This window comes from Rossellomorea sp. FM04394 (assembly GCF_041889765.1).
Classification (GTDB): Bacteria; Bacillota; Bacilli; order Bacillales; family Bacillaceae_B; genus Rossellomorea; species Rossellomorea aquimaris_B.
In genome coordinates this window covers 1,792,969-1,818,606 of sequence record NZ_CP168654.1, presented here as the reverse complement: position 1 = coordinate 1,818,606, position 25,638 = coordinate 1,792,969, and the positions used below count along the sequence as shown (strand labels likewise).

23 protein-coding genes and 1 other annotated feature are annotated in these 25,638 nt (G+C 42.3%); of the genes, 1 reads left to right on the top strand and 22 read right to left on the bottom strand.

Annotated features, from left to right (window positions below; genetic code table 11):
* Positions 1-74: 74 nt before the first annotated feature.
* From rpoZ to ACCB35_RS09105, 5 genes are all read right to left on the bottom strand, one after another.
* Positions 75-296 carry a DNA-directed RNA polymerase subunit omega gene (gene rpoZ, locus ACCB35_RS09125; protein ID WP_044337444.1) on the bottom strand — a complete coding sequence of 74 codons (222 nt, stop codon included), beginning with the start codon at positions 294-296 and terminating at the stop codon, positions 75-77.
* Complete coding sequence (gmk, locus tag ACCB35_RS09120; RefSeq protein WP_044337445.1) at positions 297-911, bottom strand: guanylate kinase; 615 nt, start codon at positions 909-911, stop codon at positions 297-299.
* Positions 912-1,184, bottom strand: a complete 273-nt coding sequence (gene remA / locus ACCB35_RS09115) for an extracellular matrix/biofilm regulator RemA (RefSeq protein WP_044337446.1) — start codon at positions 1,182-1,184, stop codon at positions 912-914.
* A gap of 56 nt (positions 1,185-1,240) precedes the next feature.
* Complete coding sequence (locus ACCB35_RS09110; protein WP_374056981.1) at positions 1,241-2,116, bottom strand: YicC/YloC family endoribonuclease; 876 nt, start codon at positions 2,114-2,116, stop codon at positions 1,241-1,243.
* Between the two features lie 134 nt (positions 2,117-2,250).
* Complete coding sequence (locus tag ACCB35_RS09105; protein ID WP_374056611.1) at positions 2,251-4,932, bottom strand: cation-translocating P-type ATPase; 2,682 nt, start codon at positions 4,930-4,932, stop codon at positions 2,251-2,253.
* A gap of 213 nt (positions 4,933-5,145) precedes the next feature.
* On the opposite strand from ACCB35_RS09105, the gene ACCB35_RS09100 reads away from it, so the two are divergent.
* Positions 5,146-6,849, top strand: coding sequence for an NFACT family protein (locus ACCB35_RS09100; protein ID WP_374056610.1), 1,704 nt, complete (start codon positions 5,146-5,148; stop codon positions 6,847-6,849).
* 130 nt (positions 6,850-6,979) lie between these two features.
* Here the strand turns inward: ACCB35_RS09100 and pyrE are convergent, their stop codons facing one another.
* The 17 genes from pyrE to ACCB35_RS09015 form a co-directional block, all read right to left on the bottom strand.
* A complete protein-coding gene (pyrE, locus tag ACCB35_RS09095) occupies positions 6,980-7,603 on the bottom strand; it encodes an orotate phosphoribosyltransferase (protein ID WP_374056609.1) in 624 nt (207 codons plus the stop codon).
* Positions 7,600-8,310: an orotidine-5'-phosphate decarboxylase gene (gene pyrF / locus ACCB35_RS09090; RefSeq protein ID WP_044337451.1), complete on the bottom strand. Its 711-nt coding sequence runs from the start codon at positions 8,308-8,310 to the stop codon at positions 7,600-7,602. Before pyrF ends, pyrE begins: the two co-directional genes overlap by 4 nt.
* The gene (locus ACCB35_RS09085) at positions 8,282-9,223 is read right to left on the bottom strand and encodes a dihydroorotate dehydrogenase (protein ID WP_044337452.1); all 942 of its coding nucleotides are present in this window, start codon (positions 9,221-9,223) and stop codon (positions 8,282-8,284) included. Before ACCB35_RS09085 ends, pyrF begins: the two co-directional genes overlap by 29 nt.
* On the bottom strand, positions 9,220-9,993 hold the full coding sequence (locus tag ACCB35_RS09080) for a dihydroorotate dehydrogenase electron transfer subunit (RefSeq protein ID WP_374056608.1): 774 nt from the start codon (positions 9,991-9,993) through the stop codon (positions 9,220-9,222). The genes ACCB35_RS09085 and ACCB35_RS09080 overlap by 4 nt, the downstream gene beginning before the upstream one ends.
* A complete protein-coding gene (carB, locus tag ACCB35_RS09075) occupies positions 9,990-13,202 on the bottom strand; it encodes a carbamoyl-phosphate synthase large subunit (RefSeq protein ID WP_374056607.1) in 3,213 nt (1,070 codons plus the stop codon). The genes ACCB35_RS09080 and carB overlap by 4 nt, the downstream gene beginning before the upstream one ends.
* Positions 13,195-14,286: a carbamoyl phosphate synthase small subunit gene (locus ACCB35_RS09070; protein ID WP_374056606.1), complete on the bottom strand. Its 1,092-nt coding sequence runs from the start codon at positions 14,284-14,286 to the stop codon at positions 13,195-13,197. Before ACCB35_RS09070 ends, carB begins: the two co-directional genes overlap by 8 nt.
* Complete coding sequence (locus ACCB35_RS09065; protein WP_374056605.1) at positions 14,283-15,569, bottom strand: dihydroorotase; 1,287 nt, start codon at positions 15,567-15,569, stop codon at positions 14,283-14,285. The genes ACCB35_RS09070 and ACCB35_RS09065 overlap by 4 nt, the downstream gene beginning before the upstream one ends.
* A 16-nt stretch (positions 15,570-15,585) precedes the next feature.
* Positions 15,586-16,464, bottom strand: coding sequence for an aspartate carbamoyltransferase catalytic subunit (locus tag ACCB35_RS09060; protein ID WP_374056980.1), 879 nt, complete (start codon positions 16,462-16,464; stop codon positions 15,586-15,588).
* A 161-nt stretch (positions 16,465-16,625) separates the two neighbouring features.
* Positions 16,626-17,954, bottom strand: a complete 1,329-nt coding sequence (locus ACCB35_RS09055; protein WP_374056604.1) for a uracil-xanthine permease family protein — start codon at positions 17,952-17,954, stop codon at positions 16,626-16,628.
* A 148-nt stretch (positions 17,955-18,102) separates the two neighbouring features.
* Positions 18,103-18,648, bottom strand: coding sequence for a bifunctional pyr operon transcriptional regulator/uracil phosphoribosyltransferase PyrR (gene pyrR, locus ACCB35_RS09050; RefSeq protein WP_374056979.1), 546 nt, complete (start codon positions 18,646-18,648; stop codon positions 18,103-18,105).
* Between the two features lie 187 nt (positions 18,649-18,835).
* Complete coding sequence (locus ACCB35_RS09045) at positions 18,836-19,747, bottom strand: RluA family pseudouridine synthase (protein ID WP_374056603.1); 912 nt, start codon at positions 19,745-19,747, stop codon at positions 18,836-18,838.
* Positions 19,695-20,213 carry a signal peptidase II gene (lspA, locus tag ACCB35_RS09040; RefSeq protein ID WP_374056602.1) on the bottom strand — a complete coding sequence of 173 codons (519 nt, stop codon included), beginning with the start codon at positions 20,211-20,213 and terminating at the stop codon, positions 19,695-19,697. Before lspA ends, ACCB35_RS09045 begins: the two co-directional genes overlap by 53 nt.
* A gap of 108 nt (positions 20,214-20,321) precedes the next feature.
* Entirely contained in the window at positions 20,322-20,603 is a 282-nt protein-coding gene (locus ACCB35_RS09035) for a hypothetical protein (protein WP_374056601.1), read from the bottom strand.
* Positions 20,604-20,738: 135 nt separating this feature from the next.
* Complete coding sequence (gene ileS / locus ACCB35_RS09030) at positions 20,739-23,510, bottom strand: isoleucine--tRNA ligase (protein ID WP_374056600.1); 2,772 nt, start codon at positions 23,508-23,510, stop codon at positions 20,739-20,741.
* Positions 23,511-23,615: 105 nt separating this feature from the next.
* Positions 23,616-23,854, bottom strand: a binding site (T-box leader).
* A gap of 50 nt (positions 23,855-23,904) precedes the next feature.
* Positions 23,905-24,420: a DivIVA domain-containing protein gene (locus ACCB35_RS09025; RefSeq protein WP_034755815.1), complete on the bottom strand. Its 516-nt coding sequence runs from the start codon at positions 24,418-24,420 to the stop codon at positions 23,905-23,907.
* 89 nt (positions 24,421-24,509) lie between these two features.
* Entirely contained in the window at positions 24,510-25,280 is a 771-nt protein-coding gene (locus ACCB35_RS09020) for an RNA-binding protein (protein WP_044337462.1), read from the bottom strand.
* A 94-nt stretch (positions 25,281-25,374) separates the two neighbouring features.
* On the bottom strand, positions 25,375-25,638 hold the full coding sequence (locus ACCB35_RS09015; RefSeq protein ID WP_044337463.1) for a YggT family protein: 264 nt from the start codon (positions 25,636-25,638) through the stop codon (positions 25,375-25,377).

Sequence of the window (25,638 nt, the reverse complement as noted above, 5' to 3'; positions counted from 1 at the left end):
ATAGGGTTGTCTCGAAAAGATCATGAAATCTTTCGAGTCAACCCCTTAGAGTTTATCATTAAGCATGCTGATGCTTATTCATCAGAATAAACAGCTTTAGCGTCTCTTTCTTTCATAGATAGTTGACCGGCCTGAATTTCTTCAAGAGCTTTTCCTACAAACTTTTGAGACTCATATTGGTTCAAACGGTAATCCCCGGTGTCTTGAAGATTTCTCGCTCGCTTAGCCGCGATACTGACTAACGAATATTTAGAATCGATCTTTTTCATTAATGAATCAATGGATGGGTTTAACATTTATTCAACCTCCAGCATATTTAAGTATCGTTGTTGCACTCGTTCCCGTTTACAGTGTTCTGCCTGAACAATGGATTTAATCTTGTTTACGGCATTTTCTATTTGATCATTTTCAACAATGTAATCATATAGATTCATCATTTCGATTTCTTTTCTTGCTGTATTCATTCTGCCCTGGATCAAATCATCCGTTTCAGTCCCTCTTGTTACGAGGCGGTTCTGAAGTTCAGAAAGACTAGGGGGTGCCAGGAAGATAAATAAACCTTCAGGGAATTTATCCCTGACCTGCTGTGCACCTTGTACTTCAATTTCAAGAAAAACATCTCTTCCTGCATCAAGTGTTTCTCGAACATAATCAACCGGAGTGCCATAATAGTTCCCAACGAACTCTGCATACTCCAAGAGCTTTCCTTGCTCTATAAGCACTTCAAACTCTTCTCTTGTTTTAAAGAAATAATCTACACCATCCACTTCGCCTTCTCGGGGTTTACGAGTGGTCATGGAGATGGAATATTCAAATTTTGTATCTTTTTGGGAAAAAATCGCTTTACGAACGGTTCCTTTTCCGACACCTGAAGGTCCGGATAGAACGATCAGCAATCCTTTTTCTTTCATTTATTTACCCTGCCCTTCTTCTACTATATCCTCTTTATCCGTTAAACGATGAGCAACGGTTTCGGGTTGAACAGCTGAAAGAATAACGTGATCGCTATCCGTAATAATAACCGCTCTTGTTCTTCTTCCGTATGTAGCATCAACAAGTGTTCCCCGGTCTCTTGCATCCTGAATCAAGCGTTTGATCGGTGCTGATTCGGGACTGACAATGGAGATGATCCGGTTAGCTGAAACGATATTTCCAAATCCTATATTGATGAGCTTGATCGACATAACGCTCCTCCTAATCAATAGTTTAGTTTCGCCGGAATGACGGGAAACTAAACTTCTTATTCTACATTTTGCACTTGTTCTCTTAGCTTCTCGAGTGTTGATTTCAGTTCCACCACAATCGTGGCGATAAAGGAATCATTTGCTTTCGAACCAATTGTGTTCACTTCCCGGTTCATTTCCTGAATTATGAAATCAAGCTTCCTGCCTACAGGCCCTTCACCAGTCAATGTGGAATAAAAATACTGAATGTGACTTTCCAATCTCGTCAGTTCCTCGGTAATATCCGATTTATCAGCAAAAATGGCAACTTCCGTAAGTAAACGACTTTCATCAAAGGAAGTTTCATTGTATTCAAGAATCCTTTTTCTTAATCGTTCCCTGTATTGATTGACCACTTGGGGAGCATGATTGGTAAGTTCAACCAATTTGTTCTCTAAATGATTGAGGTGGGAGAGAAAATCCTTCTTGAGAAGCTGTCCTTCTTTTTCCCGCATTAACCTAAGGTCAATTGCCGCTTGTTCTACAGCTTTTAACACCAAATGCTCAAGTTCTTCATTTTCATCTTCCGATTCTTCAATCAACACAAATTCTTCTCTGTTTAAGAGGTGGGCTAATTGCACTTCATCTTTTAAGGAGAAGGTTTCTTTCACTTTATTTACTAACTGATAATAATCTTGAATGAGCTTCCAGTCAATATGTAGATTTTTATGTACTAAGCCATCACCGGTTATGGTGATGAAAATATCCACTTTCCCCCTCTTAACGGACTGGGATACTTGTTTTTTAATTTTATCCTCAAGTTTCATTAATTGGCGGGGCATTCTTATGTAACATTCACTGAATCTGTGATTAACGGATTTCATTTCAACCGTTACAGTATGTTGTTCAGAGTCTACTTTGCTTCTTCCAAAGCCTGTCATACTGACAACCATTACGATCACATCCAATCTTTTGACGGTATTCGTATGTAGATCTACTGATTTCATATGATTTCATACGTGCATTCACACTATATAAAAAAGGTAATAGAGGCGATTCTCTATTACCTTTAGGATTATACCACATTTCACTGTTTTTTTCTTGCGAAAAATGACCCTGCCAGCAAAAACGTTGGAACGGAGCTTAATCCGATGATCAAGAACCAGTCTTTCATCGCGATTGGTACTGTATGGAAGATCGGCTGCAAGGATGGGATGTAGATTACGAGAAGCATTAATACAAGTGAAGATAACACTGCCCACACCAGATACATGTTTCCAAACGGATTTCTTGAAAATACCGATACTTCACTTCGACAGTCGAAAACATGTATCAGCTGTGCCATAACCAATGTAGCAAAGGCGACCGTTTGGGCATATGCCAAGTGATCAGGGTGAGTCTTATAAGACAACATAAATGCAAGTAAAGTGACTCCTCCGATTAAGAATCCCCTTGACACTACTTTCCAACCTAGTCCCCGTGCAAACACCCCTTCTTTCGGATGCCTTGGCTTTCTCTTCATTACATCATCTTCAGGCTTATCAAGACCCAGCGCCATGGCAGGAAGCCCATCTGTCACAAGGTTTACCCAAAGAATCTGAATCGGCACCAATGGAAGCGGAAGGGCCAGGATCATAGCAAATAGCATGACGAGAATTTCACCGACATTCGAAGCCAGCAGGTACCGGATAAACTTTCTGATATTTTCATAGATGTTCCTACCCTCCTGAATCGCCGATTTAATCGTCGCAAAGTTATCATCCAACAGGACCAGTGAGGAGGACTCCTTTGCCACGTCCGTACCTGTTATCCCCATGGCCACTCCAATATCGGAAGATTTTATAGCAGGAGCGTCATTTACTCCATCCCCGGTCATCGCCACTACATGACCCCTGTTTTGCAGGGCTTTGACTATTTTTAATTTATGCTCAGGAGAAACACGTGCAAATACCGATACATCGTCCACAATCTCTTCCAATTCATGTACTTCCATTTGATTTAACGCTTTTCCATCCAGAACCCGATCCTTGTTTTTTAAGATCCCGAGCTGTTTAGCAATCGCTTTAGCGGTTAAGATATGGTCGCCAGTAATCATGACCGTCTTGATACCGGCTGCGCGACATTCTTTGACCGCCTGCTTCACTTCAGGTCTTGGAGGATCAATCATACCTTGCAATCCAATGAAGGTGACTCCTTCTTCAATTTCTTGTTCAGTAATCCCTTCCATGGATCTTTCATTGAGCGGTTTATACGCAATCGCAATGTTTCGCAGGGCATTGGAAGACATCTCGCTGATAGCCTCTTCCACTTTCCGGGAAATTTCAGTTGTTTTATATTGAAGTCTTCCTTCCCACAAGAAGGACTCGCTTTTAGCGACTAATACATCCGGAGCACCTTTCGTTACAGAAAAGTGTTTCCCATTTTGATCCACAACGATAATACTCATCATCTTTCTAGTAGAATCAAAGGGAAATTCTTTTACAACCGTAAATTTTTTCTGCAAAGACTCCCGGCTTAATCCAGCTTTCAATCCCGCAACAAGTAGAGCCCCTTCTGTGGGATCGCCATCAACCACAAAGCCTTCTTCACGTGTAACAAGTTCTGCATGATTGCATAGCATTCCAAAGGTTAATAATTGTTGCAGGGCATTCTCATTGTGAGGTGTCACCCTTTGTTCCCCGTTGTAGAATTGGCCGTCCGGCTCGTATCCGATCCCCGTTACCGTCCACGTCCTGCCTCCACTCCAGAGATGTGTGACCGTCATCTTATTTTGAGTCAGAGTCCCTGTTTTATCTGAGCATATAACCGATGCACAGCCTAATGTTTCAACAGCCGGCAGCTTTCTAACGATCGCTTTTTTCTTGATCATCCGCTGAACACCGAGGGAAAGGGCAACGGTTACAATTGCCGGTAACCCTTCAGGAATAGCCGCTACAGCCAAAGAAACTCCCGCTAAGAACATGGTGTACATGTCATGGCCTTGGATTACACCGATTCCTACGACTAAAGCCGTTAACACGAGGGCAACCGTGATCAGTATTTTCCCTAATTCCTCAAGCTTTCTTTGAAGTGGGGTTATCATCGTTTCTGCTTTTTGAATCATATCAGCGATTTGTCCCATCGCTGTTTTCATTCCAATCGATGTAACCACTCCAATTCCATTTCCCCTTGTAACCAACGTCCCCATAAAGGCCATGTTCTCTAAATCTCCGAGACTCATATTTTCGCCATTAACAGGGTTCGTTCCTTTAATAACAGGTACAGATTCCCCCGTTAAGGCAGATTCCTCTATTTCCAGGCTATTTGCTTCAATGAGGCGTACATCTGCCCCAATCCGATCCCCGCTTCCAAAGCGTATAATATCTCCAATGATGACTTCTTTTGAAGCAATTTTCACCCATTTTCCATCCCTTAACACTGAAACCTGAGGTGCTGAGAGTTCCTTTAAAGCCTGTAGGGACCTTTCTGCTTTACGCTCTTGAAAAAAACCTAAAAAACCGTTGATTAATACAATGGCAATGATTGCAATCGCATCGATGTATTCTCCAAGTAATCCTGAAATGAGTGTGGCTGCCAATAACACAAGAACCATAAAGTCCTTAAATTGACTGAAAAATAATAACAAAGCCGATTGCTTCTCAGCTTCTTCTAATTGATTGTAGCCATATTGGTTCCGTCTCTTAGCTACATCTTCTGTTGAAAGACCTTCTTGATAATTGGTATTCAATGACTGCTCTATATCCTCTTGTCTCATCTCATGAAATTTCATGCAACCATTTCACTCTCCTCCTACGATACGAAAAGTTGTCCCTTCTCATAGCATTCTTATTCAGACTCGTCCTAAAAAATGATATGATTTATGTATGTTTTGCATTTTATCGTTTAGAGGGGTAAAATCGATTACATTTGATACACAGAGATGTTGACAAAGTCGGATAGAATTAAAAACGATTGAAACCGTTTAAAGTAGAGGATGTTTTATATGTCATTTGATGGATTATTTACGAGAAGCATGACGCGAGAATTGAATGAAAACGTATTACACGGACGGATTAATAAAATACATCAACCTTATAAAAATGAAATCATTATGATTATCCGGGCTAATGGAAAAAATCACAAAGTTCTATTATCTGCCCACCCCAATTATTCCAGGGTACAATTAACCAACGAAAACTACGAAAATCCTTCTGTTCCTCCTATGTTCTGCATGCTCTTACGTAAGCATCTGGAAGGGTACATTGTGGAAGGAATCAAACAAGTTGGGTTAGACCGGATGATTATATTCGAAGTGAAAGGAAGAAATGAAATCGGTGATATTTCATATAAACAATTGATTATTGAGATCATGGGACGACACAGCAATATTATCTTAGTTGATAAGGAACGTAATATGATTTTGGATAGTATCAAGCATATTTCACCAAGTATGAACACCCATCGTACCGTTTTACCAGGACATACGTATGTTCTCCCCCCTCAGCAGGATAAAAGAAATCCTCTTGAAGCAACAAGTGATGATGTCCTAAGAGCACTGGACTTTAATTCCGGCAAACTAGATAAGCAGATCGTTCAATCCTTTGCAGGAATTTCTCCTCTATATGCGAAGGAAGTTGTACACCGGGCTGGAATCGGAAGCCAGTCGACCATTGCTGAATCATTCATAGAATTGATTCAGCATGCAAAATCGAATGACTCAACACCAACCCTCATTAGCGGAGAAAGAGAAACGTTTTACTGGATGGATCTTGAACATCTTCAAGGAGAGAAACAAACCTTTCCTTCGTTAAGTGAATTATTAGACCGGTTCTTCTATCAGAAGGCTGCAAGAGACCGGGTCAAGCAGCAAGGAAACGATTTGGAACGATTCATTCGAAACGAACGTGATAAAAATGTAAATAAAATCGAAAAATTAAAGCAAACATTAGAGGATGCCCGACAGGCTGATCGGTATCAATTGCTGGGTGAACTACTTACATCGAATTTATATGCCGTTGAACGGGGTATGACTGAGGTTAGCGTTGTAAATTACTACGATGAAAACGGGGAAAGCATTACCATCCCCCTCAACCCACAAAAGTCTCCATCTGATAATGCCCAAAACTATTTCTCTCGCTATCAAAAAGCAAAGAATGCAGTGAAAATCGTTCATGAGCAAATCGAAAAAGCCGACGATGAGATTAAGTATCTAGAGCAATTACTTCAGCAATTAGAATCGGCATCTACCAAAGATGTAGAAGAAATCAGAGAAGAACTCGAGGAAGAAGGTTACCTGAGGGTCCGCAAGCAGACGAAAAAGAAAAAAGCCAATGTAAAGCCCGTTCTGGAAAACTACACATCAAGCGATGGCACACAAATCTTAGTTGGAAAAAACAATAAACAAAACGATTATCTAACGAACAGAGTCGCAGGCAGGGAAGAGATTTGGCTTCACACGAAGGATATTCCCGGCTCCCACGTAGTAATCAAAAGTCAGAATCCTTCTGAGGAGACGATCAAGGAAGCGGCTAACATTGCTGCCTACTTCAGTAAAGCACGAGAATCAAGCTCGGTACCTGTTGATTTCACTCAAGTCAAACAGGTAAAAAAACCAAAAGGAGCCAAGCCTGGGTTTGTCATTTATGAAGGACAGCAAACCGTGTATGTGACACCTGATTTGGATCTGGTTCGATCATTGAAAGATTGACTTTAGCAATGAGGCACTTTCACTCAGTCTGAATTGGGATTGGGTGGGAGTGCTTTTTAATTGGTCGTCAGGGGACGGTTCCCTACCCCTCAAAAATTAAAAAGCAACTCACCAACGAGTTGCTTTCCCCTTACATTCCCCAATTCTCTGGGTCTTCTCTCCAAAGCTTTAACTGTTCTAACTCATCTTCACGAATAATCTCATTTTGGACCGCTGCATCCAATAAGCTTGAATAATCGGATAGGGCATAGGCTTCAATATCTTGCTCATCAAACATCCTTTTCCCTTTCTCCAGTTCGTATGTGAAAATCGCGACTACTCCTAATACGTCACAGCCCGCTTCTCTCAAGGCGTTCACAGCTGTAATGCAGCTTCCTCCCGTTGAGATGAGGTCTTCAACCACGACTACTTTTTGTCCCGGCGCAGCTTTCCCTTCAATCTGCTTCCCTTTTCCGTGAGCCTTTGCTTTTGACCTGACGTAACACATTGGAAGGTTTAGTTTTTCACTCACCCATGCAGCATGTGGAATTCCAGCTGTTGCAGTCCCCGCAATGACTTCGACATGAGGGAAATTCTCTTTGATAATCTCAACAAGACCCGTAGAGATTTCATCCCGTACTGCAGGATAAGATAAGGTCAGTCGATTATCACAATAGATCGGGGACTTGATCCCGGATGACCATGTAAAAGGCTCCGAGGGGTTTAAAAATACAGCTTCGATGTCTAATAGTTTTTTGGCGATTTCTTGTTTCATTCAAGGCCCTCCCATTCTTGTACGATTCGTTCATATGCTTCAACCGGGTTGCTTGCTCCTGTAATACTTCTCCCTACAACAATGAAAGAAGATCCCATTTCTCTTGCCATACGTGGTGTGGTGACTCTTTTTTGATCTCCTTTTTGATCATTTGTCAACCTGATCCCCGGAGTCACCCGAATAAAGTCTTCTCCGCAGTACTCTTTTATAAGAGAGGATTCGTGAGGAGAACATACCACACCATCGAGCCCTGCCTCTTTTGCAAGAGTGGCATAATGTAAGACAGACTCATTAATCGTTTTAGGTATTAATTGTTCCCTCTGCATTTGTTCTTCTGTCGTTGAAGTTAACTGAGTGACGGCTATCAGTTTTGCCGGTGAATGATTGGCGGGTGTGCCGGCTTGTAAACCTTCCAACGCCTTTTCCATCATCACACTGCCGCCTGCAGCATGCACATTGATCAAGTCAAGGTCTAACCCGGCAAGTCCCTTCATGGCACCGTAAACTGTATTGGGAATATCATGAAGCTTTAAATCCAGGAAAATACGATGATTTTTATTTAATATCTTTTCGATGATAATCGGTCCATTTTGAAGGTATAGCTCCATGCCGACTTTTACATTTAAACTTTCTGAGAAATGATCTAAAAAGATTGATGTCTTCTCCCACGTTGGAAAATCAAGGGCTATAAACGGCTTTTGATTCATGCTTCCCCCAGCTCCTTCCGGTCAACTCTGATATATGCTCCACTCCCAGTTCAGCCAGTAATGGCGGTAAATCTTTGATGATACGCTGACACACGAATGGATCCACGAAGTTTGCTGTACCTACAGCTATGGCGCTTGCCCCTGCGTAGAAGTATTCAATCACATCTTCAGCAGTTTGTATGCCCCCCATTCCGATAATCGGAAGATCAACCTGTTGACTTACTTCATATATCATACGAATCGCAACCGGTTTAATGGCGGGGCCCGATAACCCCCCTGTCTTGTTTGCCAGGATAGGCTTACCTGTCTTCATATCCAGTCTCATCCCGAGGAGTGTATTGATCATCGTCAGTCCGTCAGCTCCTCCTGCTTCAACAGCCTTGGCCATTTCGACAATATTGGAGACATTCGGTGATAACTTAACATAAAGCGGGACCTGTGATACTTCTTTTACTCTCTCGGTCAATTCTTTTGCCACTTCGGGGATGGTACCAAAGGCTATTCCCCCTGTTTTTACATTTGGGCAGGAGATATTCAATTCAAGGGCTTTTACGTTTTCGGCGGTTGAGATGACTCTTGCCACCTCCACGTAATCCTCAACTTGAGAACCAGCCACATTAGCGATGATGGGAACATCATACTGAGAAAGCCAAGGAAGTTCCTTTTCCATCACACCGGTTAGTCCTGGATTTTGTAAACCAATCGCGTTCAGCATACCGGCATTCGTCTCTGCAACTCGGGGAGTCGGATTTCCAAAGCGCGCTTCTTCCGTGGTCGCTTTGATCATAATTGCCCCAAGTTCGCTTAAATCATAGAATTGACTATATTCGCGACCAAAGCCAAAGCATCCTGATGCTGGCATGACCGGGTTTCTTAATGATAATCCGGGTAATTCGATTTGTAAGGATTTCATAAAAGCACCTCCCCTACTGGAAATACAGGTCCATCACTGCAAACCTTAACGTAGCTTGACCCTTCAGGATCATCCTGTGTATGACAAACACATGCAAAGCATGCACCTATTCCACAGCCCATTCGTTCTTCTAAAGAGATAAACCCGTTTTTATCCTCTAATTGGGCTTGAAGTGCTTTTAGCATCGGTGTCGGACCACAGGAATAAAACACATCAAAGGCCGGTCCTTTTTCTTGTATTACATCTGTTACAAACCCGGAAGTTCCAAGGCTTCCATCCACTGTGGCGACAAAGGTTTCACCCAATTCCCTGAATCTGTCTTCATAAAAGCTCACGGATTCATTTTGAAACCCGAGGATATGTTTTACTGTCCAACCATTTTCAACCAGCTTTTTAGAAAGACCGTAGAGGGGAGGAACTCCAATTCCTCCACCTACTAACAGTGCGGTCTTACTTCCGTCTTCGACTGTGAACCCATTTCCAAGAGGTCCTAAAACGTCGACTGTTTCACTTCTTTTCACCTCTGAAAGGATAACGGTTCCCTTCCCTTCAGCACGGTAGATCAATGTCATCGTGAGGTTTTCAGGGTTGTGAGAGGCGATTGAAATCGGCCTTCTAAGTAAAGGGTCCATTCCTGTACCCACTTTAATATGGACAAATTGTCCAGGAGCCTTGATCTCCCTCACCAATTCCCCTTGTAGAACTAATTCAAAGATGTTTTCCGCGATTCTTTCATGAGAAAGCACAACCATCTTTTCATTTACGATCATTGAAAAACCGCCTCTCTTGTCTTCGGTTGTGATGGAAGAGCCTCAGCAGAGAATGTCATGGATTCAATCACCCGCAGGATGGCTTCTGCAGTGTCCAGAGATGTAAGACATGGAATGCCGTTCTCTACAGATTCTCTACGAATTCTAAATCCGTCACGGGCAGGTTGTTTTCCTTTAGTCAAGGTATTGATGACAAGCTGTGTTTCTCCACTTTGGATGATGTCCAGCAGGGTTGGTCCGGTGGATCCGATCTTATCCACCTCGCTTACGGCAATGTTTGCTTTCGTCAGATGCTCAGCCGTACCTTTGGTTGCTAGGATTTGATACCCGATATCGATAAAGCGTTGAGCAAGAAGAACTGCTTCGTCTTTGTCTTTATCTGCTACGGTCATGAGTACAGAGCCATATTCTTTCATTTGCATCCCTGCTGCAACCATTCCTTTGTAGAGGGCTTTTTCTAATGTGAGATCCTTCCCCATTACTTCTCCCGTCGATTTCATTTCTGGTCCCAGCGTGATGTCCACCCGTCTTAGCTTGGCAAAGGAGAATACAGGAACCTTCACATATACACCATGTTTTTCAGGTATTAATCCTGATTCATATCCTTGTTCCTTCAGGGAGATCCCAAGTATGGACTTGGTTGCAATATTCGCCATCGGTACATTGGTGATTTTACTGATGAATGGCACTGTACGGCTGGAGCGTGGATTCACTTCCAGAACAAATACTTCTCCTTTTGAGATGACATATTGGATATTCAGTAACCCCACAATGTTTAAGCCTTTAGCTAGTCTCGTTGTATAATCCACAATCGTTTGTTTCTGTTCTTGTGTGAGCTGCTGTGGAGGATAAACCGCGATGGAATCTCCAGAGTGAACTCCAGCTCGTTCAATATGCTCCATGATTCCAGGGATGACTACGTCCACTCCGTCAGAAATCGCATCCACTTCAATTTCTTTTCCGATCAGGTAACGGTCGATTAAAACCGGATGCTGCGGATTCACTTTCACTGCATTCTTCATGTATTGAAGAAGCTCTTCTTCCCGGTAAACAATTTCCATCGCTCTTCCACCAAGGACGTAAGACGGTCTGACCAGCACCGGGTATCCGATGCTTTTAGCAATGGATATGGCTCCTTCTACAGATACCGCTGTTTTCCCTTCAGGTTGAGGAATGCCAAGTTCGTTCAGAGTATGTTCGAATTTATCCCTGTTTTCTGCACGATCTAAATCTTCAAGGGAAGTACCGAGAATCTTGACTCCTCTTCTAACCAGCTCATCTGCAAGATTGATCGCGGTTTGCCCGCCAAACTGCACGACAACTCCCTTAGGCTTCTCAAGATCAATGATGTGCATCACATCTTCTACCGTAAGAGGTTCAAAATATAATTTATCCGAGATGCTGAAGTCTGTCGAAACCGTTTCTGGATTGTTGTTTACGATGATCGCTTCATAACCCGCTTCTTTAATGGCCCAGACAGAGTGAACAGTCGCGTAATCAAATTCAACTCCCTGACCGATCCTGATCGGTCCTGACCCAAGAACGATGACACTCTCCCTTGATGTGACCCTGGACTCATTCTCATCCTCATATGTTCCATAGAAGTAAGGAGTTTCTGATTCAAACTCAGCCGCACAAGTATCTACCATTTTATATACAGGTGTTAAATGATTTTCTTTTCTCCAGCTATACAAATCTGCTTCTGCACAATTCCATAGCTTGGCAATGGTGATGTCTGAGAAGCCCATTCTCTTTGCTTTTCGAGCCATGTCAAGATTGAAGGGATGCAAGGTCAATTCCTTTTCGAAATCTACAATTCTATTCATCTTATACAGGAAGAAAAGATCGATTTTGCTCCATTCGTGAATGGTTTCAATCGTCACTCCTCTTCTAAGTGCTTCCCCGATATAGAAGAGTCGTTCATCTCCTGCTTTACGGATTCTCTTCTCGATCCACTCGTCTGTAAATTGCTCAGCATCACTTAACTCCATATGATACGTATTGCTTTCGAGTGAACGAATCGCTTTAAGAAGTGACTCTTCAAACGTTCGGCCAATCGCCATTACTTCACCGGTTGCTTTCATTTGCGTACCCAGGTTACGCTTGGCAGCTTCAAATTTATCAAAAGGCCACCTTGGGATTTTTGTCACCACATAGTCCAGTGCAGGTTCGAATGATGCATATGTTTTACCTGTTACAGGATTCATCATTTCATCCAGGGTCAGTCCTACTGCAATTTTTGCTGCAAGCTTCGCAATCGGGTATCCCGTCGCTTTTGATGCAAGGGCAGATGATCTGCTCACCCTAGGATTCACCTCTATGATGTAATACTGGAAGCTGTCAGGGTCCAGGGCAAGCTGTACGTTACAGCCTCCTTCTATTCCTAACTCACGGATGATATTTAAACTTGTATTCCGCAGCATTTGATACTCACGGTCACTTAAGGTTTGACTTGGTGCTACAACAATTGAATCTCCCGTATGAATTCCAACCGGGTCGATATTCTCCATATTACACACCACGATGGCGTTATCGGCTGCGTCTCTCATAACCTCATATTCTATTTCTTTGAAGCCCGCAATACTTTTCTCCAAGAGACACTGGGTTACAGGACTATATTTCAATCCTGAGCTTACGATCTCGACCAATTCTTCTTCGTTGTGACAGATTCCACCACCGGTTCCACCCAATGTATAGGCAGGACGGACGATGACTGGATAGCCGATTTCATTCACAAATTGATAAGCTTCATCTAAGCTATGAATGATTTCACTTTCCGGAACCGGCTCTCCCATTTCATTCATCAAGTTTCTGAACAAGTCACGGTCTTCCGCTTTCTCGATCGCAGAAAGCTTCGTTCCGAGAATTTCAACTCCGCATTCTTCTAAAACCCCCGATTTAGCAAGTTCAACAGCCAGGTTCAATCCCGTTTGTCCACCTAATGTAGGAAGTAGGGCATCCGGACGTTCTTTACGGATGATCCTGCTGACAAACTCCAGTGTCAGTGGTTCGATATACACTTTATCTGCCATTTCAGCGTCGGTCATGATTGTAGCCGGGTTTGAGTTTACTAGAATAACCCGGTAGCCTTCCTCTTTTAAGGCGATACACGCTTGAGTTCCTGCATAATCGAATTCTGCCGCCTGTCCTATGATGATTGGTCCACTTCCGATAACTAAGATGCTTTTGATGTCTGTACGTTTAGGCATGTTGAAGCTCCTTTCTTTTCTCGTCTTTCATAAGTTGTAAGAAATCATCGAATAAGTAATTTGAATCCTCAGGTCCAGGAGATGCTTCCGGGTGATACTGAACCGTAAAGGCCGGGAAGTCTAAATGCTTTAATCCTTCTACTGTTCCATCATTGATGGCCATGTGAGTAACTTGAAGCCTTGATCCTGCCAATGATTTTTCATCTACAGCATAGCCATGGTTCTGGGAGGTCAGTGCTACTTTTCCAGTTGTCAAATCTTTTACCGGATGGTTGCCTCCGCGGTGACCGAATTTCATTTTGAAGGAGTCTCCCCCACATGCCAGAGCAAACAATTGATGCCCCAAACAAATTCCGAAGAGTGGAATTTCCCCCAGTAGCTCTTTAATGGTCTCAATGGCTTCCGGCACATCTTTCGGATCTCCCGGTCCATTTGAAAGCATGATGCCGTCAGGCTGCAAGCGACGGATCTCTTCAGCTGACGTATTGTAAGGAACCACAATCACGTCACAATCACGCTTGTTTAATTCTCTAAGAATTCCGTGTTTCATCCCAAAGTCCATTAACACGACACGATATCCCCTACCTGGACTGGCATAAGCTGTTTTGGTCGAAACCTGCATGACTTGATCTGTTCTTAGAGCTGTATTTTTCAATTTCTCAATCATTTCTTTTGGATCTAATTCAGCTGAACAAATAATGCCTTTCATTGCTCCATGCTGTCTAATGATTCTTGTTAACTTTCTGGTATCGATATCCGAAATTCCTGGAATACCTTTTATTTTTAATAATTCATCCAATGTTGATTCATTTCTCCAGTTAGAAGGAAAGTCTGCAACCTCTCTCACAATGAACGCTTTGATAGCTGGTGTGATGGACTCGAAATCGTCGCGGTTGATTCCATAGTTCCCTACGAGGGGATAAGTCAAAGTGACAAGCTGTCCACAGTATGATGGATCAGATAGAATTTCCTGATATCCTGTCATACTTGTATTGAAGACCACTTCCCCAATCGTTTCTTTATTCGCTCCAAATCCTTCTCCTACGAATACTGTTCCATCGTCTAAAATGAGTTGTCTTTTCATTGTTTGTTTCCTCCTTCATTCCATACAAGAGATCCCTGATAAAAAGTAGCTTTCGGAAAGCCTTTACACTCCCACCCTTTAAATGGAGTATTTTTTCCTTTTGACAGAAATTCAGCTGGGTCAATCACTTTTTGTTCATTTAAATCTATAAGCGTAAAGTCAGCTTCTCCTCCTACTTCTAGTAGTCCAAACGGAAGTTTAAAGGCTGAGCTTGGTTTAATCGTCATCCAGTCAATTAGCTGCTTCAATGTGAAGATCCCTTTTTCTACAAAGTGTGTGTAGAGTAACGGAAAGGCTGTTTCCAATCCTACAATTCCGAAAGGAGCGAGCTGCATCCCTTCAGACTTTTCCGCTTCCGTATGAGGTGCATGATCCGTTGCGATAAAGTCGATGGTGCCATCCAGCAATCCTTCTATTAACGCTTCCCGATCTTCTTTGCTTCTAAGCGGCGGGTTCATTTTGAAATTCGGATCAAGGCCTGGAATATCTTCTTCACATAGAAGAAGATGGTGTGGTGTCACTTCAGCAGTCACATTGATCCCTGCCCTTTTAGCATCACGGACTACTCTCACTGACTCTTTTGTTGAAATATGACATACGTGATAATGTACGCCTGCCGCTTCTGCAAGCAGCACATCCCGGGATATATGTACGGCTTCACAGATGGAAGGTATCCCTTTCAGGTTATGCTCTTTGGAGAATGTTCCATCATGGACCGCTCCTCCATATATCAGGGTATTCTCTTCACAGTGGGCCACAATGGATGCATTGATGCCGGCTGCCTTCTTCATGGCTTCAAACATCATGCCTGCCGATTGCACCCCTACCCCGTCATCCGTGAATGCAAATGCCCCATTTTCGTTTAAGGAAGGTAAGTCATTAAGCGTTTTCCCAACTTGTCTCTCTGTGATGGCGGCATAGGGTAACACGCGAACACTGGCTGTTTCAGAGATCTTTTGGTTAAGGGCTTGCAGATTTTCTACTGAGTCAGGTACGGGTCTTGTATTGGGCATTGCAGCGATGGTCGTGAAACCACCCTTTGCAGCAGCTTTTGTTCCCGTTTCAATTGTTTCTTTGTGTTCGCCCCCCGGTTCCCTTAAATGGACATGAAGATCAACAAATCCTGGGGAAATCAATAACCCATCTGCTTGAAATTCCTGGTGGTCGGTACATTTGAGGTCTGTTCCCATCTCGATGATTTTCTGATTCTCCACCTTCACATCCACTATCTCAAGGTCACCATTCTTTGCTAGAATACGTGCATTTCGGATTAACCATTTCATTTCAAATTCCCCCTAGTTAGTTGATTTCAAGTGCTCTCTTTAACACAGCCATTCTGACGTATACTCCATTTTCCATCTGCTTAAAGATTCTTGATTGATCACATTCCACCAATGAATCTGCAATTTCAACTCCACGGTTGACCGGTGCCGGATGAAGAATGATACCGGTTGGTTTCATTCTTCCTTTTCGACTTTCCGTTAAACCAAAGCTTTCATGGTACTCTTCTTTCGTTAAGCTTGATGTACTATCGTGTCGTTCGTGTTGAATTCTCAGTAACATGACGACATCGGAATCTGTTATACATTCATCTATAGGCATATATTGATGTCGATCCTGTGATGGGAACCATTCCTTTGGCCCGGAGAACATCACTTCTGCTCCAAGCTTCGTTAACGCTTCTGCATTGGATCGTGCCACCCGGCTATGGGCAATGTCTCCAATGATCGATACCTTCAGTCCTTCAAACCCTCCAAATTCCTGACGAATGGTCAGCAGGTCCAAAAGGCATTGAGTAGGATGATTGCCACATCCATCGCCTCCGTTGATGACGCTTATGTTAAGTGGTGCAAGTTCATCGAAATATCTTTCAAGGGAGTGCCGGATGACGACGGTTTCGACACCGATGCTTTCTAATGTTTTCACCGTGTCATATAAGCTTTCTCCCTTTTGAACACTTGAGGTCTGTGCTTCAAATGGGATTACCTCGAGCCCAAGCTTCCTTTCCGCCATTTCAAAACTGCATTTCGTCCGGGTACTTGCCTCGAAGAAAAGATTGGCTACATATTTATTGGAGCCTTCCTTCCACGTTTCTCCATCTTTAAAGCGTTCAGCTGCATCTAATATTTCAATGATTTCCTCTTTTGATAAATCATTCATTGTCAACAAGTTCTTCATCATGGGACAACCCTTTCTTCTCTTCTTTCAAAAAAACACCCTGCCAATTTTCTGACAGGGTGTTTTGAACATACCAACAGGGACAGTGCGAAAAATCCCACGTGCCTGTCTTGTTCAAATTCACCCTTCTTAGACTCTCTGGACCATGTTAAAAGGTGCTTCTATGCAACATCATGCTTAGCATTCTCTTCTTCGAATAAGTTGTTTTCCCCTTCGCTTTCTTCTCTGCCTGGTAAGACAAGGTTAAGGAGAACTCCGACAATCGCCGCAAGTGCCATTCCTGATAAGGATACCTGCTCGTTCACCTTCACGAATGCCCCTCCTACCCCGATCACCAGGATCACTGAGGAAATCACCAGGTTTCTCTTGTTTCCTAAGTCCACTTTGTTATCAATCAGCATGCGCAGTCCGCTAGATGCGATAATTCCGAACAGAAGGATGGATACTCCGCCCATGACGGCTGATGGAATCGATCCGATCAAGGCTGTTATCTTACCGACAAATCCGAACATGATGGCAAGTACTGCGGCTCCTCCGATTACGAATACGCTGAACACTCGTGTTATGGCTAATACTCCAATGTTTTCCCCATACGTTGTATTAGGTGGTCCCCCAAGAAAGGATGCAATCACAGTTGCTACCCCATCCCCAAGAATGGAGCGGTGAAGACCTGGTTTCTCAATGAAGTTTCTTCCTACCACTTTACTCAGAACCATCTGGTCTCCCGTATGCTCTGCCAATGTTACAAGGGCAACTGGTACCATGATGGAGACAATCTCCCAAGAGAAGCTTGGCTCGTAGTCAACAAATGGGATGAAGAAATCCGGCATTTGAAAAAGCGGTGCATCGATTACTTGTTGGAAATTCACTAACCCTGCAAAAACCGCGATGACATATCCACCAATGATTCCGGCTAAAATCGGTACCATTCCGAGAAACCCTTTGAAGTAAATCGAGCAAATAACGGTGATGGCCAGAGTCGCAAGGGCCACCATAAAGTGTGTGTTGCTGTAAACCAATTCTTCTGCTCCAGGGTTTTCATACATGGCCATATTTACCGCCGTTCCTGCGAGGCCTAATCCGATGACCATAATCACAGGTCCTACAACAATCGGAGGAAGAATCCTCACCAGCCATTTCAAACCCAGTTTTGATATCAGTAATGCAACGACTCCGTAAACAATCCCGGCGAGAAAGCTTCCCATCATGGCAGCCGCCGGTCCTCCAAAGCTCTTTGCAGCTAAGATAGGTGCGATGAATGCAAAGGATGATCCTAAGTAAGCAGGAATTCTTCCCCTTGTAATGAAAAGGTAAGCAAGCGTTCCCAGTCCACTTGAGATCAGGGCGACCCCCGGGCTTAACCCTACCAGGAATGGAACTAACACCGTTGCCCCAAACATGGCGAATAAATGCTGTATGCTTAAAGTGATCCATTTTCCTAACTTCGGCACTTCTTCTACATCTAATACAATTTGTTGATTTTGACTCATTTATATTTCCTCCTCTAATACCCAAATTTCCCAATAAAAAACCCTCTTTGTCCAAAAGAGGGCACAAAGAGGGTACAAGAAGGCCTATTTCTACCTTCATTCCCATCCTTTGTCAGCCTCACGGGACTACTCTTAAAAGGACTTTCCGTTATTCTTTTTCGTGTATTGCGACTATATCTTCCTGATCGACCTCTGTTAAGGCAACCATAATTTTTTCGGAGCTTGATGTAGGGATGTTTTTCCCGACAAAGTCTGCTCGTATCGGTAATTCTCTATGTCCACGATCGACCAATACTGCAAGTTGGATCTGACTTGGTCTTCCAAGATCCATTAATGCGTCCAAGCCTGCCCGGACCGTTCTCCCTGTAAATAATACATCGTCTACCAGGATAACTTTCTTGTTGGTAATATCCACAGGCAGGTCAGAACCTTTCACCTCGGGCTCTTGATCTTCTGTTTTCTTTGTTAAGTCATCTCGATATAAGGTGATGTCTATTTCCCCTACGGGAATCTTTTCACCTTCAATATCATGAATTCGCTCCGCTAATCGGTTAGCGATGTATATGCCTCTGGTTTTGATTCCAACAAGGACACAATCTTCAATTCCTTTGTTGCGCTCAATGATTTCATGAGCTATCCTTGTCAGTGCTCTTCGAATGGCGGGTTGATCCAATACCGTTGCTTTCTTTGTCACTTTCGCCACCTCGTTTCTTTAAAATAAAAAATCCCTCTCACCGTAGGGATGAGAGGGCACACTTATCGTTGTAATCTGATTGCACGCCAAAACGAATTGGTCGTACATGCTCCTTCTCAGCCTCACGGGACCGTATTAAAGGTTACTTATTCAATTAACTAAATCATAAAGGTAGAGTCGAAATTTGTCAACGATTATTTTCAAGATGGTTCACTAGTTTAGTGAACTCTGGAGGTAACTCCGCCTGAAATTCCATATACTCTTCTGTTCTCGGATGAACAAATCCTAACACCCCTGCGTGAAGGGCTTGTCCTTCTATGCTCAGTGTTTTTCTTGGTCCATACTTTGGATCCCCGGCAAGCGGGTAACCGATATACTTCATATGCACACGGATTTGATGCGTTCTTCCCGTTTCCAGTTCACATTCAACTAAAGTAAAATCTTTATAACGATCCAGCACTCTGAAATGAGTGACTGCTTGTTTGCCGTTATCCACCACAGCCATACTTTGACGATCTTTAGGGTCTCTTCCGATCGGAGCATCAATGGTACCGTATTCGTGGGGAATGAGGCCATGTACAATGGCTGTATACTTTCTTGTTACGGACTTTTCTACAAGCTGATTCACCAAATGCTCGTGAGCCATGTCATTTTTCGCCACCATCAGTAGGCCGGAAGTGTCCTTATCTATACGGTGGACAATTCCCGGTCTTAGAACTCCATTAATGCCTGATAGATCCTTACAATGATACATCAAACCATTCACCATCGTCCCTGAATAATGCCCAGGTGCAGGGTGAACGACCATCCCTTTCGGCTTATTCACTACGATGACATCCCCATCTTCATACGCAATGTCAAGTCTAAGATTTTCCGGCTCCACATCCAATTCTTCCGGTTCAGGGATTGAAACCGTGATGACTGCATCAAAAGGACATTTAAAATTGGGCTTGACTGCTTCGCCATTCACTTGAATATGCCCTTCCTTTATCCATTGTTGAACCTGTGAACGGGACCATTCCTTGTTCAACTGACTAACGACTTTATCAATTCGTTCTCCCTGGTCTTCCTGCTGTATGTTGTGCTGAATTACTTCCATTTTTGTTCTCCTTCTTCGCTTTTCGTTCATCTAAATACATGTAAATTAGTAACAACGCTACTCCAATGGTTAATGCTGCATCGGCAATATTAAATATCGGAAAATCATAGGAAAAGATGTATGTATTTAAGAAATCAACCACTTCTTTCCGAAAGACGCGGTCAATAAAGTTTCCAATAGCTCCACCAAGCATGAAGGCTAAACTTAAACTGAATAAAGAATGCCCTTTTGCATGGACTTGCATATAATACACGATACCTACGATCACTACTACTGTAATAATGTAAAAAAACCACATCTGACCTTGAAGTATTCCCCATGCTGCACCTTGATTTCGGTGAGAAGTAAGATATAAGACATTTTCAATGATCTTTATACTCTCTCCTTCTGTCATTCGTTTCACAACCAACCATTTCGTTAATTGATCCAGTCCAATCACAACCAAAGCCAATAAATAATAATACACAAAGGTAACCTCCGAACATCGTTAAATGATTACCTTTGCATTTTAGCATAAATGGGAGAATAAAGACACTTAAACTAAGGAGAACGATGAAAACCTGTTGAGCGGCCCTTAGGAATAAGATGAGATTTTTCCAAATCTTCTCCATTCCAATGCATCATCCATAGAAGTGCATGTTGGGTTCATCTTAATGAAATCAAATGGAATTTCTTCTCCGCTCATTTCACAAAAGCCGTATTGATTCACTCTGAATCGATCTAACGCTTGTTTCACTTCTGTAATTTCTTCATCAATATACTGCTGAATTAAAGGATGTTGAGATTGACTTGCCTCCAGCTCTTTCAAGGATGTAGTCAGTTCTTGAACAATGGATGTATATCGGTCATATGTCATCTTTGATCCCTCCATTTATAGTATGGGGGAAACAGACCTGAAAATTGTGTTGCAAGATATAGCAATTCTGGAATTAGAAAAGCTGGTTGGACGAAAAAAAGCTGACTCACATCGTGTGTGAGTCAGCTTTTTCATTTATGCCAAGTGAGAATAACTTTCTTTCACTACTGATGCACATCTTGTACATAATGTAGGATGATCTTTGTCCTCGCCGACAGTAGGGGTGACAACCCAGCAGCGGTCACATGTTTCCCCTTCTGCTTTTTCCACGACAATATTGTTCTCACCAAGACTTAATGCATGATTTGGTGCTTCGTTCACTGCCCCACCGATTTCAAAGGCGGACACGATGAACAATTGTTTTAAGTCTTCCTTAATGGAACCGAGTAAAGCTTTTGTTTCATCATTCACGTAAAGAGTCACTTTAGCCGTTAAAGATTTACCAATCATCTTCTGATTGCGCGCTTCTTCAAGAGCCTTTAAAACATCATCTCTTAACTCGAGGAATGCATTCCATTTTTTCTTCAGCTGATCAGCATTTCTTAACTCCTGCACTTCAGGCATATCTGTTAGTTGAACACTTTCTCCCTCTACTCCCGGGATATACGCCCATACCTCATCAGCTGTGTGTGAAAGGATTGGAGACATTAATTTCGTAAGAGAAACCAAGCATTCATATAATACAGTTTGGATAGCTCGACGCTCGTAATGATTTTCCGACTCGATATAAAGAACATCCTTCGCAAAATCTAAATAGAAGGAACTCAAATCCAATGTACAGAAATTGTTAACTGCGTGATAGATGCTTGCAAACTCATATTTATCGTAAGCATTTCTCACATTTTTCACAAGATCATTCAGCTTCACAAGCATGAATTGGTCCACTTCTCTTAATTGATCGAAGGATACCGCATTGCTGCTTGGATCAAAGTCAGATAGGTTTCCTAATAAGAAACGGTACGTATTACGGATTTTACGATACACTTCAGCCACTTGCTTCAAGATCGGATCTGATACCCGGACATCCGCTTGATAATCAACCGATGCAACCCAAAGGCGAAGGATATCGGCTCCAAGCTGCTTCATCACTTTTTCAGGAACGACTACATTCCCTAATGATTTACTCATTTTTCTTCCGTCCCCATCAAGAGCAAATCCATGACTTAACACACCTTTATATGGTGCTTTACCCGTCACTGCTACACTTGTAGTCAAGGAAGAGTTAAACCATCCGCGATATTGGTCAGATCCCTCTAAATAAAGGTCTGCAGGACGCTTCAGGTCATCTCTTTCTTCAAGTACCGCCTGATGTGAGGAACCTGAATCAAACCAGACATCCATGATATCCTGTTCTTTCGTGAACTTCCCATTAGGACTTCCTTCATGAGTGAATCCTTCAGGTAGAAGATCCTTCGCTTCTTTTTCAAACCAGATGTTTGATCCATGTTCACGGAAGAGCTTCGATACATGGTCGATTGTTTCATCAGTAATGATTTCCTGGCCATTTTCAGCATAAAATACCGGGATTGGCACTCCCCATGCACGTTGTCTTGAAATACACCAGTCTCCACGGTCTCTGACCATATTGTATAGGCGTGTTTCCCCCCAAGCAGGAACCCATTTCGTTTCATTGACAGCTTCAAGCAGCTCTTTACGGAATTTATCAATTGACGCAAACCATTGGGCTGTCGCTCTAAAGATAACAGGTTTTTTCGTACGCCAATCATGTGGATAGGAGTGAGTAATAAAGTTAAGCTTTAATAATGCTCCTGTTTCCTGTAACTTTTCTGTAATAGGTTTATTGGCTTTATCGTAAAACAAGCCTTCAAATCCAGGTGCTTCTGATGTCATAACTCCTTTGTCGTCTACCGGACATAACACATCCAAGCCGTATTTTTTTCCTACTAAGAAGTCATCTTCCCCGTGTCCAGGTGCGGTATGAACACATCCAGTACCAGAATCAGTAGTGACATGTTCCCCAAGGACAACAAGTGAATCCCGATCATATAATGGATGTTTTGCCACAATATGCTCAAGCTCCGCCCCTTTAACCTTTTTTGATACAGAGTAATCTTCCCATTCCAGATTCTTCGCTACTTCTTCTAATAAATCTTCAGCAACAACATAGATGCTTTCTTTCACATTTACAACGGCATAACTTAGATCTTCGTGCACGGCAATCCCCAGATTAGCAGGAATCGTCCAAGGTGTTGTCGTCCAGATGACTAATTGAGTCCCTTCTTCAAGAACTCCCTTTCCTTCTGTAACGGCGAAACCAACGTAGATGGAAGGAGAACGTTTATCCTGATACTCGATCTCTGCTTCTGCTAAGGCTGATTCACTTGAAGGAGACCAGTACACTGGCTTTTTACCCTTGTAGATATAGCCTTTCTTCGCCATGTCACCAAACACTTTAATCTGTTGAGCTTCATATTCAGGCTTTAATGTAATATATGGATTATCCCAATCCCCGCGCACCCCCAATTGTTTGAACTGAGTACGTTGATTGTCAACCTGTTCATATGCATATTCCTCACACAATTTACGGAACTCAGCAATGGTCATTTCTTTACGCTTAACACCTTTATTTGTTAACGCCTGTTCAATCGGTAAACCATGAGTATCCCAGCCCGGAACATATGGAGCATGGAATCCGCTCATGGATTTATAGCGGACGATAAAGTCTTTAAGGATTTTATTTAGAGCATGACCCATATGAATATTTCCATTTGCGTATGGAGGTCCATCGTGAAGAACGAATAATGGACGATCACTCGTTCTCTCCTGCACTTTTTGATAAATATTCATGTCTTCCCATTTCTTCTGTGTATCCGGTTCGCGTTTCGGTAAATTTCCTCTCATCGGAAATTCCGTCTTCGGCATCAATAATGTATCTTTATACTCCATGAAATCTTCCTCCTAAACGTTTCTCTTAATTGCCATCTTTTCTATATCCCGTGAATCTTAATCAGGCAATCCCTTTAGCAAACAAAAAAAGCTTCCTCATCCCTGGAAAGGGACGAGAAAGCTTTTCCCGCGGTACCACCCTCATAAAGATCGAAATCGATCTTCACTTGTATTGATTCGTAACGTGAACAAGACGCTATTCATTACTCTCCAGATAGTGAAATTCATGAATAGAGCTCGAGGGTGATCTTCCGTACCTTTGTTCCTTGTCGGGCTTCCACCGCCCCCGACTCGCTAGAAAGGAAATATTATAAGAAACGTACTGTCCCTGTCTTAGCATTCATTATGGCAATTTACATTGTCGTTCAATTATATGAAAATATTGCGCTTTTCGTCAAGACAATGTCTCTTCTTCTTTTAAAGTTTTTAAGTCTGTCGCGTCCAAATCGAATTCCATTAATTGATCCCAGTCATTTGTATCAAGTAAATCAAGCTGAGCTTCGATTAACATTTTAAAACGAGTCCGGAACACCTTTGACTGCTTCTTGAGCTCTTCAATTTCAATGGCAATCTTACGGGCTTTAGATAATGATTCGTTCACGATGCGATCAGCATTCTTCTCGGCTTCCTTAATGATCAGCTTTGATTCTTTCATTGCATTTCTCTTAACTTCTTCCCCTGCTTCTTGAGCAATGACGATTGACTTGTTTAATGTTTCCTCGATGCTTGTAAAATGACCTAAACGTTCATTCAAGGAGTTTAAACGTTCTTCCGTTTCTTTCTTCTCACGGATAAGAATTTCATAATCTTTAATAATTTGATCTAAAAATTCATTAACCTCATCCTCATCATAACCACGAAAGCCACGACTAAATTCTTTATTATGTATGTCTAATGGCGTTAAAGGCATGGGAGCCACCTCCAGTACTTGGTGAATTACATATTTATTATAACTAAAATTTCGACAGTATGTGGGAGAATTCCTTTATTTTTCGTAAATTATTTCAGTATTCCGACAGAAATTCTCCATTTCTCCCGTTTAGTCCTTCCTTCAATGGACAATAACTTACTTCTTCCGTACCCTCTTGCTGAAAGTACATCGCCAGCTTCTACTTCAAAAGAGGCGTTTTCGACCGTTTTCCAATTGACTTTTACATGATTACTCTTGATTAAGCTTTGAGCTTTTTGACGGGAATCATTATAAACTGCTGCAAGAACGACATCTAACCGCAGGGAACTTACAGTAGTCACTTTTTCCAGCCATTCTTCCTTACTCACGATTCGATCCTTCAAAGGAATATCCTTCAAGGATATCTTTGCCTTCCCTATCTGTGTGAGTTCCATTCGAACGTATTCAGAAATCTCATCTGCAAGCATGAGTTGAATGGTATCATCCTCTGCTAAAATATCACCGAATTTTTCACGTCTCAAGCCTAATGACATAAGAGTCCCTAATACCTGTCTATGTTCTATTGTAACAAACTTAGACGGGTACTGTATTTCAAATAGCCTAATTCCAAAATCTTCTTCTTCAGGCTGAAAATAAGAAGGATACAATAACGCTCTCTTCCTTTCTGTATTCTCAGGATAGAATGAGAGGAGAATTTCGTCGTTATTTCCTATGATCGACTCGACAATATACTGTTGCCTCGGATCCAAAAAGTCTGTTCGTTTAGCAGAATATTGATTTTCCACTGCCAGTTTCCATTCCAGTACAGCATCCACAAACTCTTTTTCATCCGGTCTGAAATGTTGATAAATTGAAGACACACGCACACCTCCTCTGTGATTTATCCAAAATAAAAAAACTGAAACTGTTCAATACGTTTCAGCTCTTTAAAGATATATGATCGCCTGTTTTTAATTAAATAAGCCATCTAAATAATTGGTATAGCCCTGATTGTGCTAAGTTCAACACAATAAATGCCACGATTGGTGAAATATCAATCATCCCGATTGAAGGAACAAAACGTCTAAACGGTTCTAAATACGGTTCGCATATTCTTGCTAAGAACTGCCCGATCGCCGTCTCCCTTGCATTTGGAAACCAGGACATTAATATATAAATGATTAAAGCCCAAGAGTATATTTGAATAAGGTTCGATAAAATTTCATAAAGCAACACCAT